The organism is Arthrobacter pityocampae (assembly GCF_002927275.1).
GTDB classification, from domain to species: Bacteria; Actinomycetota; Actinomycetes; order Actinomycetales; family Micrococcaceae; genus Arthrobacter_D; species Arthrobacter_D pityocampae.
In genome coordinates, this window is record NZ_PRKW01000006.1 from 148,637 (window position 1) to 166,524 (window position 17,888).

14 protein-coding genes are annotated in these 17,888 nt (G+C 70.4%); 7 read left to right on the forward strand and 7 right to left on the reverse strand.

Annotated features, from left to right (window positions below; all coding sequences use genetic code 11):
* Positions 1 to 111: 111 nt before the first annotated feature.
* The gene (gene recR / locus C4K88_RS14650) at positions 112 to 708 is read left to right on the forward strand and encodes a recombination mediator RecR (RefSeq protein ID WP_104122373.1); all 597 of its coding nucleotides are present in this window, start codon (positions 112 to 114) and stop codon (positions 706 to 708) included.
* 24 nt (positions 709 to 732) lie between these two features.
* On the opposite strand, the gene C4K88_RS14655 is transcribed toward recR, so the two are convergent.
* Both C4K88_RS14655 and C4K88_RS14660 read right to left on the reverse strand, forming a co-directional pair.
* The gene (locus C4K88_RS14655; protein ID WP_104122374.1) at positions 733 to 1,872 is read right to left on the reverse strand and encodes an ABC transporter permease; all 1,140 of its coding nucleotides are present in this window, start codon (positions 1,870 to 1,872) and stop codon (positions 733 to 735) included.
* Positions 1,869 to 2,801, reverse strand: a complete 933-nt coding sequence (locus C4K88_RS14660) for an ABC transporter ATP-binding protein (RefSeq protein WP_104122375.1) — start codon at positions 2,799 to 2,801, stop codon at positions 1,869 to 1,871. Before C4K88_RS14660 ends, C4K88_RS14655 begins: the two co-directional genes overlap by 4 nt.
* Before the next feature lie 207 nt (positions 2,802 to 3,008).
* Here C4K88_RS14660 and C4K88_RS14665 point away from each other — a divergent pair, with 207 nt between their 5' ends.
* On the forward strand, positions 3,009 to 4,298 hold the full coding sequence (locus C4K88_RS14665) for an aspartate kinase (protein ID WP_104122376.1): 1,290 nt from the start codon (positions 3,009 to 3,011) through the stop codon (positions 4,296 to 4,298).
* A gap of 241 nt (positions 4,299 to 4,539) precedes the next feature.
* Here the strand turns inward: C4K88_RS14665 and C4K88_RS14670 are convergent, their stop codons facing one another.
* Entirely contained in the window at positions 4,540 to 7,674 is a 3,135-nt protein-coding gene (locus C4K88_RS14670; RefSeq protein ID WP_104122377.1) for a S8 family peptidase, read from the reverse strand.
* Positions 7,675 to 7,893: 219 nt separating this feature from the next.
* Here C4K88_RS14670 and C4K88_RS14675 point away from each other — a divergent pair, with 219 nt between their 5' ends.
* The 5 genes from C4K88_RS14675 to purL all read left to right on the forward strand — a co-directional run bounded on the left by C4K88_RS14675 (position 7,894) and on the right by purL (position 13,167).
* Positions 7,894 to 8,775 carry a 3-methyladenine DNA glycosylase gene (locus C4K88_RS14675; protein WP_104122378.1) on the forward strand — a complete coding sequence of 294 codons (882 nt, stop codon included), beginning with the start codon at positions 7,894 to 7,896 and terminating at the stop codon, positions 8,773 to 8,775.
* Between the two features lie 134 nt (positions 8,776 to 8,909).
* A complete protein-coding gene (locus C4K88_RS14680) occupies positions 8,910 to 9,527 on the forward strand; it encodes an SSI family serine proteinase inhibitor (RefSeq protein WP_104122379.1) in 618 nt (205 codons plus the stop codon).
* A gap of 287 nt (positions 9,528 to 9,814) precedes the next feature.
* Positions 9,815 to 10,075, forward strand: coding sequence for a phosphoribosylformylglycinamidine synthase subunit PurS (gene purS / locus C4K88_RS14685; protein WP_104122380.1), 261 nt, complete (start codon positions 9,815 to 9,817; stop codon positions 10,073 to 10,075).
* Positions 10,072 to 10,866 (forward strand): phosphoribosylformylglycinamidine synthase subunit PurQ, encoded by a 795-nt coding sequence (gene purQ / locus C4K88_RS14690; RefSeq protein WP_438502355.1) that lies wholly within the window; start codon positions 10,072 to 10,074, stop codon positions 10,864 to 10,866. Before purS ends, purQ begins: the two co-directional genes overlap by 4 nt.
* Positions 10,867 to 13,167, forward strand: a complete 2,301-nt coding sequence (gene purL, locus C4K88_RS14695) for a phosphoribosylformylglycinamidine synthase subunit PurL (protein ID WP_104122381.1) — start codon at positions 10,867 to 10,869, stop codon at positions 13,165 to 13,167.
* Positions 13,168 to 13,323: 156 nt separating this feature from the next.
* Here the strand turns inward: purL and C4K88_RS14700 are convergent, their stop codons facing one another.
* The 4 genes from C4K88_RS14700 to C4K88_RS14715 all read right to left on the reverse strand — a co-directional run bounded on the left by C4K88_RS14700 (position 13,324) and on the right by C4K88_RS14715 (position 17,792).
* Entirely contained in the window at positions 13,324 to 14,058 is a 735-nt protein-coding gene (locus tag C4K88_RS14700; RefSeq protein ID WP_104122382.1) for a class F sortase, read from the reverse strand.
* 95 nt (positions 14,059 to 14,153) lie between these two features.
* On the reverse strand, positions 14,154 to 15,098 hold the full coding sequence (locus C4K88_RS17465) for a hypothetical protein (RefSeq protein ID WP_167399060.1): 945 nt from the start codon (positions 15,096 to 15,098) through the stop codon (positions 14,154 to 14,156).
* Between the two features lie 492 nt (positions 15,099 to 15,590).
* On the reverse strand, positions 15,591 to 16,994 hold the full coding sequence (locus C4K88_RS14710; RefSeq protein ID WP_104122384.1) for an acetamidase/formamidase family protein: 1,404 nt from the start codon (positions 16,992 to 16,994) through the stop codon (positions 15,591 to 15,593).
* Between the two features lie 234 nt (positions 16,995 to 17,228).
* Positions 17,229 to 17,792: a DUF1990 domain-containing protein gene (locus C4K88_RS14715; RefSeq protein ID WP_104122385.1), complete on the reverse strand. Its 564-nt coding sequence runs from the start codon at positions 17,790 to 17,792 to the stop codon at positions 17,229 to 17,231.
* Positions 17,793 to 17,888 lie beyond the last annotated feature (96 nt).

Consider the following 17,888-nt stretch of genomic DNA (forward strand, 5'->3'; position numbering starts at 1 on the left):
AGGTCCCCGGGAGGGCGGACAATGGAGGGTGCGCTTCCTCCCGCTGACGTAGCGGGAGGGTGCGGCATCCGGCATCGGATCAGCATCACGACAGGCAGAAGAGGACACACCGTGTACGAAGGCGCAGTGCAGGAGCTTATCGACGAGCTCGGACGCCTGCCCGGGGTCGGGCCGAAGTCGGCCCAGCGCCTCGCGTTCCACATCCTGGAGGCCGACGGCGAGGACATGCAGCGCCTGGTCACGGCGATCACCACGGTCAAGGAACGCGTGAAGTTCTGCAGCGTCTGCGGCAATGTCGCCGAGCAGGACCAGTGCGCCATCTGCCGCGACCCGCGCCGGGATGCGTCCATGATCTGCGTCGTCGAAGAGTCGAAGGACGTGATCGCCGTCGAACGCACGCGTTCCTTCCGCGGCCGCTACCACGTCCTCGGGGGCGCCATCAATCCCATCGCGGGGGTGGGCCCGGACCAGCTGCGCATCCGCGAACTCCTCGCCCGTCTGTCGGATGCGCAGATCCAGGAGATCATCATCGCCACGGACCCGAATCTGGAGGGGGAAGCGACGGCGACCTACCTGGTGCGCATGCTCAAGACCATCGGCATCCCCGTGACACGCCTCGCTTCCGGCCTCCCGGTCGGCGGCGACCTCGAGTACGCGGACGAGGTGACCCTCGGGCGGGCCTTCGAGGGCCGCCGCGTCATGTCCTGACGCGAACGGCCCCGAAGGGAGCCCCTAGGCGATGCGCGTCCCGCGCGCCAGACGCCGGGCCGGCATCGTCAGCTTCCGGCGGGCACCCAGCAGGAGCGCGGCGGCCAGGAGCAGCTGGATCCCCAGCCCCAGCGGCCAGACCGGCGTCTCCTGCGGGAGCGGCCGGAACGCCTGGGCCGCCTCCTCGCAGGTCTGGTCGGTGTCGGGTCCGGCCTGCGCCGCGCGCACCCCCTGGCTGATCGTCTCCATGACGCCGGGCGTGTAGTACGGCCCCCCGGTGGGCCCGTAGGGGCCGGCCGTCTCGGGCTCCGGCAGATCCTCCACGTTGTAGGGCACGGCGTCCGCCACCACCACGAACGGGTTCGCGGCCAGGATCCAGGTGATGTACTGCGTGTTCGGCACCTCGGACTGGGAGGTCTGCGTCACGCACTCCAGCTCGGCGCCGGGCTCGGGGGCACCCATGCTGTCCAGGCTGGACTCCGGATAGGTGTAGTAGGAGGACGTGATGGTCCGCTCCTCCATCACCAGCAGGGCACTCAGCCCGAAGACGATCACCGTGCCGAGCGCCAGCAGGGCCACCAGCATGTAGGTGCTGACGATGGAGAAGAGCGGCCGGTTGGCGAGCGCCGAGACGCCCACCCCGATCGCGCAGACGATGCCGAGTTCCACGGCGAGCATCAGGAGCGAGACCACGGCCTCCTGGCCGGTGACCCCGCCGAGCGCCAGCGCCCAGAAGATGAAGGGGGTGCTGAGGACGAGGAACGCGAGGGAGCCTGCCCAGGAGGCCAGCCACTTCCCGGCGATCAGCTGCCCCGGCGTCAGCAGGGTGACCTGCAGGATCGCGAGGGTGCCGCCCGCGCGGTCCCCGTTGACGGCGTTCGCCGAGAGCCCGGGAGAAACCAGGAGTCCGAAGAAGAGGACGAAGCCGACGATCAGGTCGAAGAGGATCCCGCCCTCGTTATCGGTGGCGCCGATCACGCCGAGACCGAGGACGAAGATGAAGCCGACCACCACGAACCAGATGCCGAGCATCCAGTACCAGCCCCTGCCCCGGAGCCGTTGCTTCATCTCGAGGGCGAACACGGTGCGGACCGCCGTCGTGAAGGGCAGCGAGGGCGCGGACCGTGCGCGGTCGGGGGTCGAGGGTTCGGTCACTGTGCTCATCGTCTGTCCGTATCAAGGCTCATGTAGGTCTCCTCGAGCGCACCGCCGGCGGGTGCGAAGGCGGTGACGACGACGTCGGCCATCACCAGTGTGCGCAGCAGCCAGGAGGCCTCCGCGGTGGTGCCGAGCTGGACGAGGAACTCCTCGCGCCGCGAGTCGCGGCGCGCCTCGAAGCGCACGCCGTGGCTCTGCAGGGCTGCGGCGAGGGCGGTCATCGGTTCGGCCTGGATGTAGTAGCGGCGGGTCTGGCCGCCCGCCTCGTCGAGCGTCTGGCTCTTCACCGACTGGCCCCGGCTGACGAAGACGGCGCGGTCGGCGATCTCGTCCAGCTCCGACAGGACATGGCTCGAGACGACGACGGTCCTGCCCTCGGCGGCGAGGGAGCGCAAGAGCGACCGCAGATCCACCCGCGAACCGGGGTCCAGGCCCGACGCCGGCTCGTCCAGGAGCAGGACCTGCGGGTCGTGGATCAGGGCCCGGGCCAGGCTGAGCCGCTGCTGCTGCCCGCGGGAGAGGACGCGGGCCGGTTGGTCACCGAAGGCGTCGAGCTTCACGGCCGCCAGGAGTTCGCCGGCCCTCCGGGTCCGGTCCGGGCGGCTCATGCCGTAGAGCGCGCCGATCGTGGTCAGGACCTCCCGGGCGGTCAGTGACTCCCACGCGCCCAGGGTGTCAGGCATCCAGCCGACACTGCTCCGCACCTCCCGGGGCTGCACGACGGGATCGAACCCCGCCACGCGGATGGAGCCGAGATCGGGGGCCAGGAGGCTCGCCATCATCAGCAGCAGGGTCGTCTTGCCGGAGCCGTTCGGACCGATCAGAGCGGTCACTTCCCCGGGCGGAGCCTCGAAATCGATATCGCGGACGGCCTGCACGGAGCCGAAGCTCCGTGCGACCCCCTCGACGACGATTCCCCCACAGTCGTTGGTCATGCTCCGAGATTAGGCGACGCGGGAGTGTATGGGCCGTAACGCGGCAGGTTCTTATTCGGACCCGACTTTGAGCGGACGAATCCCCCGCCGCTACACTGGCACGGGCGTGGGATCCGGATTCCGCTCCCCCAGGCGCCGATGCTGCCGCCCGTTCCAGCAAGCACGGCCGGCTGACGCCGCCGTCCTCCTTCGTCAGTGAGCGAGTGCATGAGCCTCATAGTCCAGAAGTTCGGCGGGTCGTCGGTGGCCGACGCCGAAGGCATCAAGCGCGTCGCGCGGCGGGTCGTCGACACCCAGGCCGCCGGGCACCAGGTGGTCGTCGTCGTCTCCGCCATGGGCGACAGCACGGACGAGCTGCTGGACCTCGCCGGGCAGGTGAGCCCGGCGTCGTCGGACGCCCGCGAGATGGACATGCTCCTGAGCGCGGGTGAACGCATCTCCATGGCCCTCCTGGCCATGGCGATCCACGCGACCGGCGCCTCCGCGCAGTCCTTCACCGGCAGCCAGGCCGGCATGATCACGGACGCCATCCACGGCAAGGCGCGGATCATCGACGTCTCCCCGCACCGCATCCGGACGGCCATCGAGAAGGGCGACGTCGCGATCGTCGCCGGTTTCCAGGGCATGAGCCGCGACAGCAACGACATCACGACCCTCGGCCGCGGCGGATCGGACACGACCGCCGTCGCCCTCGCCGCCGCGCTCGACGCGGACGTCTGCGAGATCTACACGGATGTCGACGGCGTCTACACCGCCGACCCCCGCGTGGTGGGGTCGGCACAGAAGATCGACACCATCTCCAGCGAGGAGATGCTCGAGATGGCGGCGTCGGGGGCGAAGATCCTGCACCTGCGCTGCGTCGAGTACGCGCGACGCTTCGGCGTGCCACTGCACGTCCGCTCCTCCTTCAGCCACAACGAGGGCACCTGGGTGCTGCCCAGCCCCGACGACCAGATCAAGATTCAAGAGGGAGAACCCTTGGAACAGCCCATCATCTCCGGCGTCGCGCACGACCGCTCCGAAGCGAAGGTCACGGTGGTCGGCGTGCCCGACATCCCCGGCAAGGCGGCCGAGATCTTCGGGATCGTCGCCGGCGCGAACACGAACATCGACATGATCGTGCAGAACGTCTCCACCCACGGGTCGGGCCGCACGGACATCTCCTTCACCCTCCCCATCGTGGACGGCGCCGAGGCCCTCGCCGCGCTCGACGGCGCGCGCGAGCGGGTCGGCTTCGAATCGGTCGACTACAACGAGAAGATCGGCAAGCTCTCGCTGATCGGCGCCGGCATGCGCTCGAACCCGGGCGTCTCCTACCGCTTCTTCCGCGCCCTGTCCGACGCCGGCGTGAACATCGACATGATCTCGACATCGGAGATCCGCATCTCCGTGGTCACCGGCGCCGAGCTGCTCGACACCGCGGTGCGCGCCGTGCACGCCGCCTTCGAGCTCGACGGCGAGAGCACGGCGACGGTGTACGCCGGGACGGGCCGCTGACCCAACACTCCTACCCGTAGCCGGACGACCCCCGGAAACGCCGTCCGCCCACCGGCCCGGGCCGCCCGCACGCCGGGGATACCGTCTGCCCACCGGCCGCGCTCGTCGAGTGGGCATGTCCAGACGGTCCCACTCCATGATCCTGGACAGTGGGCTGGAGCAGCGGACCGAGCGGCGCCGCACAGCCAGAAGGCCGGTGGATCATGAATCCACCGGCCTTCTGCCTGTCCTTCAGCGGGTGTTACTTGTTCCCGGTGGGGGTGATGGCCTCCCGCGGACCGGTCAGGAGCTTGTCCGCCGCGCCGGCGGTGGGCTCCTGGGCTGCGGCCGGTGCCTCACCGGCACCGCCCACGACCACCGTCACGTAGGTCACGGCCGAGGATCCGGCGTAGGTCACGCGGCCCACGTAGGAGCCGGCGGCCAGGCCCTGCCAGGCGAGGTTCACCTTGCCCGTGCTGCCGTTCGCCAGGGCGAGCGGGTTGGGGGTCAGCGTCGCGTTGTTCTCGGTCTTCAGGACCGCCGCGTCGATGGTGCCGGCGGTGGGCCGGTTGTCGGTGCTGGCGTACAGGTTGGCGATGATCCGGTACGTGCCCGGCGCCGGGTTCGGAATGGTGATCGTCTCGCTGGCATCGGCGGTCGCGACATCCTGGGCCGCGCCAGAGGGCAGGATGATCTTCATGTCGAAGTCGGCCGTCGGGTCACTCGACAGGACGGAGAACTTCGCCACCGGGGCTCCCGCGGGGACGGTGACCTCCTTGGTGGTCTCAGCACCGACCTCGAGGTTGATCGGCGTCGAATCCGCCTTGGAGAGACCGTCGAGGGTCATCTTGATCGGGGTGTTGGTGCCCGAGGTGACATCGAAGGAGCCGCTGCCATCGGGGCCCGGGGAGGTGAAGGCCACCTCGGCCGGAGCCTTGACCGCCTGCGGGCGCACAGCCACCGGAGAGGTGACGGTGGTGCCCTGGCCGGACCAGGTCAGGGACCCGGCCGCGAACGTGCCGAACGGCGCGCTCTGGTTCTCGAAGGAGACCTTGAAGGTCCGCTTCTCGCCCGGGGCGCTGAAGTTCAGGACCGCCGGGGTGACGGTGACCTTCACGCCGGGGACGTTGGCCGTGGCCCGGTAGAGGCCGGGGGTGACGGCGGTGACCGTGCGGGTGACCTCCGTGCGTCCGGTCAGGTTGCCGAGGGCGAAGGACGGCACGTTGGTGTCCTTCGCGGCGACGGCCTTGATCTCCTTGATGCCGAGATCGACGCCGGTGCCCTGGATGAAGCGCAGGTAGTCGTCCACGGTCTGGTCGTAGACGAGCCCGGGGTTGAGGACGCTGGCCGGGTTGATGTGGCCCGCACCGACCGCGAGGACGTCGGTCTCGACGCCGCCGGTGGCGGTCTTCAGCGGGTAGGCGGTGGTCATCATGGCCGACTTCACGGCGGCTGGGGACCAGGCGGGGTTCTTGGCGAGGACCAGCGCGGCGAAGCCCGCGATGTGGGGCGATGCCATGGAGGTCCCGGAGAGGAACCCGAACTGCGCGCCCTTGGACCCGACCGTGGAGACGCCCGCGAGGACGGCGACGCCGGGAGCCGTGATGTCCGGCTTCAGCAGATCGGAATCGGTGGCGAGCAGGGGGCCGCGGGAGGAGAAGCCCGCGATCTGCGGGGTGGGAGGCAGCGGCTTGCCCGTGGTGTCCGTGGGCTTCAGGGCGACGGTGATGGCCGGGTTCGCGGCGACCTTCGCCTTGAGCTCGAGAGCCTCGGGAGCGTTGACGTGCACCGTCGGGACGACGTGCTGGTCGGTGTCCGTCGAGGAGTCGACGAGGTTGACGAGGATCATGCCCACGCCGCCGCCGCGCTTGACCTCGGCGCTCTTGGCGGTGCGATCCACGACGCCGCGGTCGCAGACCACGATCTTGCCGGCGACCTTCGCGGGATCGAGGGTGTTGGGGCCGCACAGGCTCGGGCTGACCGCGCCGGCCGCGGCCGCGTTCGCCGCGAGGACGACGGGGCTGGCGGGAACGCCGGTGCGCATGATCGACGCGCCGCGGTACTTGGTGCCGTCCGAGAACTCGGCGGTGCCCTGCAGCTCGTAGTTGAAGGTGCTCGCGGCGACCGTGGTCATCCACGGGGCGCCGTGGTTCACGGTGCTGGCTGTGGGGCCGGAGTTGCCGGCCGAGGCGGCGACGAAGATGCCCGCCGAGGTGGCCGAGAGGAAGGCCAGGGAGACGGGGTCAGTCGTCGTCGTCGTGCTGCCCGAGATCGAGTAGTTCAGCACGTCGACGCCGTCGAGGATGGCCTGGTTGATGGCGTCCACGGCGGCGGAGGAGTAGCAGCCGCCCGTGTTGGGGTCCTTGTCCTCCCAGCACGTCTTGTAGACCGAGATCTTCGCCTCGGGGGCCACGCCGGCGGAGACGCCGAAGTCCCGGCCGTCGACGGTCTGGGTGACGCCCGCGTTGCCGGCGGCGGTGCTCGCGGTGTGGGTGCCGTGGTTGTCGATGTCCACCGGGGAGAGGACTTCCTCGGGGGCGCGGTTCTCGGCGGGCACGGTCGCGATGAAGGCCTCGGCGAAGTACTGGGCGGAGACGACCTTCGAGTTGCAGAGGCTGCCGTCGAAGTCCTCGCCGACCTCGCAGTCACCGGCGAACGTGGTGCCGTCGGCCTTCAGCATGGCGATTCTGCCGTCGGCGTCGCGGTAGGGCTCGCCCACCTTGGGCTTGGAGTTGCCGGGGAGGGGTTTGACGGGCTTGCCGGCGAAGAAGGGGTTGTCGGGGGCGTAGCCGGTGTCGATGACGCCGACGACCGTGCCCTTGCCCGCGTTCTTCTTGCCGCCGAACTGGGTCTTCCAGGCTCCCTTGTTGCCGTCGAGGCCGAGGAAGTCGATGGTGGAGTAGTCCGGGGCGTTCTCGACGTCGGGGGCGACCATGAGCACCTTGTCGCTCTTGGCGAGTTCGATGGCCTGCTCGGCGCTGAGGTCCGCGGCGAAGCCGTTGATCGCCGCGGTGTACGTGCGGTCGACCTCGACGTTCTCGGCCGCGGCGACTTCCTGCTGCTTGGTCTCGAGGAACTTCGAGTACTGCTGGACGTTCTGTGCCTCGGCGTCGAGCTTCTTGCCCGGCTGGGGCTTCGTCGGGGCGATGCCCTGCACGCCACCCTCGTAGGTGGCGACCGGCTTGTCGGCAAGGACCACGATGTACTTGCCGGCCGGGAACTGCGCCGGGTCCAGGTCCTTGGCGGGCGCCTTCTGCGGCGCCACCGACGTCCCGGGGGCCGCGAACGCAGCAGGTGCCACAGCCGTCGATGTGACCAGTAACGGCAGACCCAGAACGATCGCCGCGGCAGTGCGCAGTCTGGCGCGCCCCTGCCCGGCATTTCTCCGTTGTGTCATAGGAAGGTAGTGCCTCTCGTGAAAGTGCGGACCGACCGAAGCCGTTCCCCCGATGCCGTGGTCTCCCGTATGGGACCCCATCCCTGTGATGACGCTCACAGACGCCACAGCGAGCACAAACTTACCCGAGGCAACACACCCTGCCCAGAGGGATCGCGGGTCAATCCCCAGAAACTTCACAGGAGGTTTACGAACGGCAGGCCGGGTGATAATGGAACAATGCCCCGCCCGTCGATCCGCCTCCCCGAAGCGGAATGGCAGGACCGCGCGCAGCTGCACCGGGACCGGGTGGCACGCTTCGCCGGCCCCTATCTGGAGCGGCGGTCCCACGGCGCCCGGCATCCTGTGGAGGACTTCCTCTTCACCTACTACACCCAGAAACCCGGTCAGCTCATGCGCTGGCACCCGGGGGCCGCCGTCGTCCTCGCCGGACCGGCCGCGCTCGAGCGCGCCGGCTGGAAGTACTACGCCGCCGACGACGCCGGGGTCCGGGTGGATGCGCAGCGCTTCATCGAGGAGCGCCGTGAGGCGATCGCCTTCGCCCGGGTGATCCTCGGCCGGACCGCGGCGCGGCCCGCGCAGTTCGGCTGCTTCGGGCTCCACGAGTGGGCGATGGCGTACCGGTCGGCCGTCAACGGCGTCCGCCACGACTACCTCGAGCTGCGCCTGGGGGCGGACGGCACCGACGGCGTCGTCGACTCCGCGCGGATCCGCTGCACGCACTTCGACGCCTTCCGCTTCTACACGCCGGAGGCGGTGCCCCTCAACGAGCACGCGCCCACGCGCCAGACGCAGCGGGACCTCGAGCAGCCGGGCTGCCTCCACGCCAACATGGACCTGTACAAGTGGGCGTACAAGCTCACGCCGCTGCTGCCCAGCGAGATCGTCATGGACTGCTTCGAACTGTCCTGGCGGATCCGGACGATGGACATGCGCGCCTCTCCGTACGACCTCGCGGCGTGGGGCTACACGCCGATCGCGATCGAGACGGCCGAGGGCAAGGCCGAGTACGTGCGCCTGCAGCGGGGGTTCGCCGAGGAGTCGCAGGCGCTCCGGGCGAAGCTCCTCGAACTGCTCGACGCCGCGCTGGACGCTCCCTAGACGTACTGGACCGCACAACCCCGTGCCGGGCAGGGCGCTGCCGCACACCCCAGCGGGACGGGCGGGACCGCGCCGTCGTCCCGCATCGTGCTGCCCCCAGCCGCTACGCTGGGGAGCCAGCCGAAGGGGACGCCATGACCAGCACCGATCCGACGCCGGCCGTCTGCCGTACGCACAGGGCCGCCCTGCGCGCCCTGGTGCCGTTCGTGGCACTCGCCCTCGCCCTGTCCGCCTGCACCCAGGGCGGGCCGACCACCGAACCGACAGATCAGGAGACCGCCGTGCAGTCCTCCACCCCAGCGCAGGACGGGAGCGCCGCGCCCAGCCCGGCGTCGTCCACCCCGCCTGCCTCCAGCCCGGCGCCCTCCACACCAACGCCGACCACCCCACCTGCTTCCACCCCGCCTGCCTCCACGAACGCCCTGCTGACCATCTCCGTCCAGCAGGATGCCTCCTCGGAGCCCGTGCAGTACGTCCTGGAATGCGTCGACGGCGCGCCCGGGCCGGCGACCACGCACCCGAACGCCGACGCCGCCTGCGCGTCCCTCGCGCGGCTCGGCACCGCCTTCTTCACCGCACGCCCCCGGAAGGACGTGGCGTGCACCCAGCAGTACGGCGGCCCGCAGACCGCGAGCATCACCGGGGAGCTCGACGGCACCGCCGTGACGGGATCGTTCGCCCTGACGGACGGCTGCCAGATCTCACGTTGGAACAGCGCGAAGGACCTGCTGGGGGCACCCGGCGCGCAGTAGGTCAGCGACGCCGTCGGGCCTGGAACGGTCGGATCTGCCCGCCGACTCGGTCTGGCCGGTGGGCAGATGCGGCCATCCCCACCGTCCGGGCCCGTCGGGTGGGCTTTACGGACGGCCGTGCGGACAGCAGGGCCCGCACGGGCCTGCGGGGAATCCCCGCTAGACTTGGACGGCAAGCTCGCGGAGCGCCGGTATCGACCCAGATGCGGCGTGAGACGGCACTTCCGGGCTACTGCATTTAATGCTGGAACCCCCAGCACTTGCCGCTCACGCACAGGAGTTGCCGGATGCCCCGGATCGTTGTCGACGTCATGCCCAAGCCCGAGATCCTCGACCCCCAGGGTAAGGCGATCGCCGGAGCACTCCCTCGGATCGGCCTCACCGGTTTCGCCGGTGTCCGCCAGGGCAAGCGCTTCGAACTGACCGTGGACGGTGATGTCACGGAGGAGATCCTCGAGCAGGCCCGCCACGCCGCCACCACGCTGCTCTCCAACCCCGTCATCGAGGACGTCACGCGCGTGGAGGTCATCGAGGAGGACGGCCAGTGACCGCCTCCGACCTCGAGACCCCGCTCATCGGCGGCCCCCAGCCCGCCACCGCCGGCGCTGACCGCGCGCTCGACGGCGTGAGGGTCGGCGTCGTCACGTTCCCCGGCTCGCTCGACGACCGCGACGCCGTCCGCGCCGTCCGCCTCGCCGGCGGCAGCGCCGTCCAGCTGTGGCACGGCGACCACGACCTGCAGGGCGTCGACGCCGTCATCATCCCCGGTGGTTTCTCCTACGGCGACTACCTCCGCGCCGGTGCCATCTCCCGTTTCGCGCCGCTCATGGAGCAGATCACGGCGGCGGCGTCGGGCGGGGCGAACGCCCTCCCCGTGCTCGGGATCTGCAACGGGTTCCAGGTCCTCACGGAGGCGCACCTGCTGCCCGGCTCCATGATCAAGAACAACTCCCTGCACTTCATCTGCCGCGACCAGCGCCTGCGCGTCGAGAACGCCGGCACCTTCTGGACCGCGGACTATGCGGACGGCGAGGAGATCGTCGTCCCGCTCAAGAACCAGGACGGGCAGTTCGTCGCCGACAACCGCACCCTCGACGAGCTCGAGGGCGAGGGACGCGTGGTCTTCCGGTACGTCGACGGCAACCCGAACGGCTCCCGCCGTGACATCGCGGGCATCTCGAACATCGCGGGCAACGTCGTCGGGCTCATGCCGCACCCCGAGCACGCGGTCGAGGCGGGCTTCGGCCCCGACTCCTCGGCGCGCGGCGACGTCGGGGTCCGTGGCGGCACCGACGGGCTCGGCATCTTCACCTCGGTACTCAAGAAACTGGTGGGCTAAGTGACTGCACAGACAACGTCCCGGACCTTCAACATCGACACGGTCGCGAACGCGGAGGCCACCCCCGGCCAGGCGCTCCCCTGGGCGGAACTCGGGCTCAAGGAGAACGAGTACCGGCGCGTCGAGGAGATCCTCGGGCGCAGGCCCACGGCCGCCGAGCTCGCCATGTACTCGGTGATGTGGAGCGAGCACTGCTCCTACAAGTCGTCCAAGGTGCACCTGCGCCAGTTCGGCGAGAAGGTCACCGAGGCCATGAAGGAGCACCTCCTCGTGGGCATCGGCGAGAACGCCGGCGTCGTCGACATCGGGGACGGCTGGGCCGTGACGTTCAAGGTGGAGAGCCACAACCACCCCTCCTTCGTCGAGCCCTACCAGGGCGCGGCCACGGGCGTCGGCGGGATCGTCCGCGACATCATCTCGATGGGCGCCCGCCCGGTCGCCGTCATGGACCCGCTGCGCTTCGGCGCGATCGACCACCCGGACACCGCGCGCCTCGTGCACGGGATCGTCGCGGGCATCGGCGGCTACGGCAACTCGCTCGGGCTGCCGAACATCGGCGGCGAGGTGGTCTTCGACGCCGTCTACCAGGGCAACCCGCTCGTCAACGCCCTCGCCGTCGGGGTGCTGCGCCACGAGGACATCCGCCTCGCGAACGCGTCCGGTGCCGGCAACAGGGTGGTCCTCTTCGGTGCCCGCACCGGCGGCGACGGCATCGGCGGCGCCTCGGTGCTGGCCTCGGAGTCCTTCGACTCCTCAAAACCGTCCAAGCGTCCCGCCGTCCAGGTGGGCGACCCGTTCGCCGAGAAGGTGCTCATCGAGTGCTGCCTCGAGCTGTTCAAGGCGTCCGTGGTCGAGGGGATCCAGGACCTCGGTGCGGCGGGCATCTCCTGCGCGACGTCCGAGCTCGCCTCGAACGGCGACGGCGGCATGCACGTCGAGCTCACCAACGTGCTTCTCCGCGACCCCTCCCTCACCCCCGGCGAGATCCTGATGTCGGAGTCGCAGGAACGCATGATGGCCGTCGTGACGCCCGAGAACGTGGCGGCGTTCGAGGCGATCATGGACACCTGGGCCGTGGAGTACTCCTGGCTCGGCGAGGTCACCGACACCGGCCGGCTCATCATCGAGTGGGACGGCGAGAAGATCGTCGACGTCGACCCCCGCATCGTCGCCCACGAAGGCCCCGTCTACGAGCGGCCGTACCACCGGCCGGTGTGGCTCGACGGCGTCCAGGCCGACGCCTTCACCGCCTCCCCCGCCGCCGAGCGGCCCGCCGACCTGCGCGAGGCCGTCCTGGACCTCATGGCCTCCCCCAACATGTGTGCGAAGAACTGGGTGACCGACCAGTTCGACCGCTACGTGCAGGGCAATACGGCCCTCGCCATGCCCGACGACGCCGGCGTGGTGCGCGTCGACGAGGAGACCGGCCTCGGCATCGCGATCTCCACGGACGCGAACGGCCGCTACTCCTACCTCAACCCCTACGAGGGGGCGCGCCTGGCGCTCGCCGAGGCGTACCGGAACGTGGCGACGTCGGGCGCGGAGCCGCTCGCGGTCACCGACTGCCTGAACTTCGGCTCCCCCGAGGACCCCGAGGTCATGTGGCAGTTCGCCGAAACCGTCCGCGGCCTCGCCGACGCCTGCCAGGAACTCGGCGTGCCCGTGACCGGCGGCAACGTCTCCCTGTACAACCAGACCGGCGGCGTCGCCATCCACCCCACCCCGGTGGTCGGCGTGCTCGGCGTGTTCGACGACGTCGCCCGGCGCACGCCGTCGGGCTGGCGTGAGGACGGGCAGGCCATCTACCTGCTGGGCACGACGGCGGACGAGCTGGACGGCTCCGAGTGGGCCAACCTGCGCGGACACCTCGGCGGGCAGCCGCCGGCGCTCGATCTCGCTGCCGAGAAGACGCTCGCGGCGATCCTCGTCAACTGCTCGCGGGACGGCATGATCGACGGCGCCCACGACCTCTCCGAGGGCGGCCTCGCAGCCGGCCTGAGCGAGATGGCGCTGCGGTTCGGCGTCGGTGCGCGGATCGGGCTCGACGAGCTGTGCGAGCGCGACGGCATCGACGCGTTCACCGCACTGTTCAGCGAGAGCCAGGCCCGCGCCGTCGTCAGCGTCCCCCGCTCCGAGGAGGTCCGCTTCAACGACATGTGCACGGCGCGGAATTTCCCCACCATCCGGATCGGCGTGGTGGACACGGAGAACCAGGCACTCGACGTGCAGGGCTACTTCACGCTGCCGCTGGACATGCTGCGCAAGGCTCACGAGGGAACGCTGCCGAAGCACTTCGCCTGACCGGATGGGGGCGGCCGCTTCCGGGTGGGCCGCCGCTTCCGGGTGGGCCGCCGCTTCCGGGTGGGCCGCCGCGGCGGGTGCCCAGACCCGTGGCGGCGTTCCCCCGGACCGGGGCCGATCCCCCGGCTCTGCAGCAGTGCGGGGCGGCGGGAAGCCTCAGGCGGTCTTCGGCATCGCCGTGACGACGACGTTCTTGCCCCACGGGTCCTCGGTGTAGCAGCTGATGAGGACCACGCGGTTCGGAACGATGTTCCAGATGTCGCTGTCCTTCAGCGTGTCCTTGTCGTGGGTGGTCACCGAGTCGACGACGTAGGTGAGGTCGCCCGTCTCAACGGTGAGCGTGAACTCCGCGCCGACCAGGGATTCTTCGCTCAGGGCGTTGAACGGGGCGTCCCTGCCGTCCCAGCTGTGGCCTGCGATGTAGGTGGTGTTGTTCGACCCGGCGCCCGGGATCCCGTAGGACGTCAGCCAGTAGGCGTCGATGGTGAGCGGCGGGACGAGGGTCTGCGTGGCGAGGTCGGCCTCGCTCGGCGTGAGCGGTAGGACCGCCATGTCGATCTTGGCTGCGGGGAAGGACAACGCAGTCGGTTTGGCTGCGGCGGGACCGGGCGCCGGAGTGGATGCCTTGGGCGCGGGGACAGTCTCCGCTGCGGAGGGCGCAGACGACGGCGCGAGGGTCGCCGCGGCCGACACAGTGCTCGACGACGACGGGGTGTCCGACGAGGCGCCGATCGACGGCGGCAGAACCCCGACGGCGAGGGCAAGCCCCGCAGCGGCGACGAGGGGCAGCGCCACCCAGCGCTTCGCGAGCGGGCGGCGCGGCTCGGAGCGCGTCTGCGCGGGGGCCCCCGGCTGGTCCGAGGCGTCGTCGGGCGTCCGGGGCTGTTCCATGGCTGCGCTGTCCTGAGCTCGAGATGAAGGGGGCACCGCTCCGGCCCGGAGTGGCGGTCTCTCGACCACGGCTCCGGGCCGGAGCGGCCAGGGTGCTAGTGCTGTGCGCGCTCGAGACGACGCATGCGCGCGGCGGTGACCGCGGAAACCGCGACTCCGGCGGCCAGCAACGCGGCGATGAGGGCCACAGCTGCGCTGTTGTCCTCGGTCGCAACGGCCGTCTGGACGTTCAGGCCCTTGTTCGTGCCGGTCGGTGCCGCGACGGCACCCGGTGCGACCGGCGCGACGACGACGGGGGCGACGGGGGCGGGGCCCACCGGCGTGACGCCCTGTCCGGCCGGTACGACAGGGGCCGGCGCGACGGGTGCCGGGTCGACGCCGATGGCGCTGGCATCACATGCGGCGAGGAACGCCTTGAACAGGGCGAGGAGCTCGCCCGCGAGGGCTTCGTTCCCGCTGAGCTGAGCGAGAAGAGCGTCAGCCTGCGCGCCCTTGGCTTCCAGATCGGCTACCGCTGTGACCAGGTCGGCATTGGATGAGACCGCCTCAGCAGCTGCTCCTGCGTCGACAGCTGCCTGAACTGCAGTCGTCTCCTCAGTCGACGCCGCCTTAAGCGCCGCGCGCGCATCGATGACGCGCTGATCGTTCTCGGGGTTGCCATCCCCATCCGTGTTCTCACCCGTAGCAAGAACCACGGCGGCGTCAACCGCGATCTGAGCGTTCTCGACCGCGACCTGAGCGACCTCAGCGAGCTCGTTTGTGCGATCGGCTTCAGCAACCAACGCTTCCACGTTCAACGACGCCGAGATTGCGTCATAGTTCGCTGCAGCTGCTACGACGGCCGCCGTCGCTGCCTCGAATTGGTTCACGAAGCCGACGTCGACACCGGCGAGGCCGAGAGCCGCATTGAACTGCGTGGACGCCTGCAGGCACGCGGCGTCACCGGGTGCGGCCGATGCCATCGGAGCACCGAGGAAAAGGCCTCCGGCGAGAAGGGTGGCCGTCGAACCGGCAGCAACCCACTTTTTCGTATTGATCATGTCTGTGCTTCTCCTGAACACGTAGTTTCCCCCGGGCCATCCCCGACGGCGCAGCTTGCGGCCCCACACGCAAGCAGCGCCCTCGATGAGGGCGCCGCGAACAAGATCGCTATGATCCGCTGATCGTCATGACGCCGGAGCCACAACTTGCTGTGACTCCGCTGAACGGTCGCTGTAAGCACCAACTTAGAGGTGTTGTGTGACGTAGGCAATAAAAATTGTGAGTCGTCAGCATCACGCTTTGGCATCGAGGTTGAGTGAGTCCCCGCGGCGGGTGCCGAGACCCGTGGCGGCGTTCCCCCGGAATGGGGCTGATCCCCCGGCGTTGCTTCCCGGTTGCGCAGCCCGCCGTTCGGTCCGGGTCGACGCGAGCCGGGCCGGCCGACGCGAGCCGGACCGATAGGCCCAGCTACCGCGGCCGGTTCGCCGTCGTCGGATCCGGTACAGCCGGACCTGCAGCCGAGAACGGCACGACGACGGCGAGCCCCCTGCTCAGCCGAAGTGCGACTTCGCGATCAGCCCGTGCACCCCGACGGTCCGGTCGACGACCTGCGACACCGCGAAGTCCGCCGCCGCCGAGAGGTAGGCGTACGCCACGGCCCGGTCCATGCCGCGATCGTGCTGCAGGAAGTCGAGGGCGTTGATGATGGCACGGCGCATGGCGACGTTCAGGTCGCCGGAGACGCCTCCGCCAGCCAGCGCGTCCGGATCGGACAGGCCGATGGGGATCCAGGCGTCCTTCGTCTCCCCGAAGGGGTAGGAGTACGCGACCGAGGGAGCGTCGCCGGAGCCGGGCTTGCAGACGGTCAGCCGGAAGGTCCCACGCAGCGATCCCTCCATCGCCGTGAGCGCCACTTCGCCGTCGCCCATGCCCATGTGCGGATCACCGACGTAGAAGAGAGCGCCCGGCGCCTTCACCGGAAGGTAGAAGGTGGACCCGGCGCCGAGGTGACGGATGTCGATGTTGCCTCCCCCGAGCGTCGGCGGCACGGAGTTCGCCTCGGGTGCCGTGAGGCCGTCGGCGTCCGCGAAGGCGACACCCATCATGCCCATGAAGGGCCGCAGCGGGAACCGCACGGTCGTGTCGCCGCTGGTCATCACGCCCTTGCCCTTCTCGATCCGCGTGAAGACGGAGACGTTGCCGTAGTCGGACGGGATGCCCGAGGCGCGATTGTCCGTGGCCACCGGTGGCATGACCTCGTCGAGCGTGATTCCGGCCGGCGGCGTGGGGCCGGGCTGCACCGCGAGGCCGCCCTTCCCGTGCCGGCTGGACACCACCCCGTAGGGGACCCGCGGAACGGCCTCGAGCGTCTCGATCTTCAGCACGTCGCCGGGCTCGGCACCCTCGACCGCGATGGGGCCCGTGACGATGTGCGGGCCGTCGACATCGAACCGCCGTTCGGTCCTGCGGTACCCGGCGGCGATGTCGACGGCGTCGTCGAGGATCGACGACCGCCCGACACCGAGCGCACCGAAATACTCGAGCGGGTCACGGCCCTGATCCTCGAGGATCCCCTCGTGCGAGAGGGCGTCGATGGTGACCGTCCGACCTGAGCGGATCGTCATGACCGGCTCCGCGTCCACGGTGGGCACATAACCCCAGAGGACCTCGTCGGGCGTGGAGGAGAGGTAGTGGTCGCCGCGGATCCGGCCGCGTCCCGGCTGCAGGACGTCGATGGGCCCCTTCCCTGTGGATCCGTTGCCGGGCACGCCGGGGGCCTTGCCCGGCGCGCCTGGCTCACGCCCTGGTGCGGGGCCGACGGCCGTCGCGGACGGCGCTCCCGCCACCGATGCGGCGGAAAGCGCGCCGAGGGCCGCGACGACGCCCATGAAGTTCCGCCTGCCCAATCCGTCCGTCAACACGTCGGCAGCTTCCTGCCCTACTACGTCAGCCATGCTGGGTCCTCTCCGGGTCGTGGAGTTCCTCAAGCTAGCGCCGGGGCGTTACGGGCCCGTTTCGGATCGGCTACGGCGGGAAGTCGGCTGCGGCAGGTGCGGAAGCCAGCGCGGGGCGGGCCGCCGCGGCGGGCGCCCCAACCCGTGGGGGCGTTCCCACGGAACGGGGCCGCCGCGGCGGGTGCCCAAGCACGCCCACGCACGCCCACGCACGCCCAGGCACGCCCAGCGACGCTACACGCCCGCGAGCTCCCGCGCCGCCTTCACGTACCGCGCCAGGACGTACCGCTGGGTCAGCCGGGTCACCGGCGCTGCAAGCCGGTAGACCAGGCTCGCCGGCACGCTGTAGGCGGAGCAGAGGAAGACCACCCGGTTGTCGGCCGTCAGCTCGGCGTAGAACCCCTCCTCGCCCCGCACCGGGTGGCCGGGCAGCGTGCCGTAGCCGAACCCGCCGCGCTGGCCCGGGACTGCCCGCCCCGCGCCGTCGAGCTGCGGCGCCCGCGACCAGAGGACCCTGCACGGCGCCTTGATCCGGGCCGGACCGATGCCGAACCCCGAGACCACGCGGACGCCGGGATCGGCACGCCCGGCGTCGGACTCCATGGTGAGCCCGGCGCGGCGGTGCAGCTCCCACGCGAGGATGCCCTCCGTCAGGGCGATGAACGCGGCCGACGGATCCTCCGCGGGGATCTCGTGGGACTCCACCATCACGGTGTAGCCCGCTGGCCACCCACCCTCGAGGGGCTCCGGGAAGGGCCTGTCCGTCGCGCCGCGCTCCTCGTACGTGAACTGCTCCATGCGTGCCTCCTCGATACCCGTCAGGACCCCGTGGGACAGGGCCCGGTCCCAACCTTACGGACCCGACCCCGCCCTACCGGCGCAGACGGACGAGCA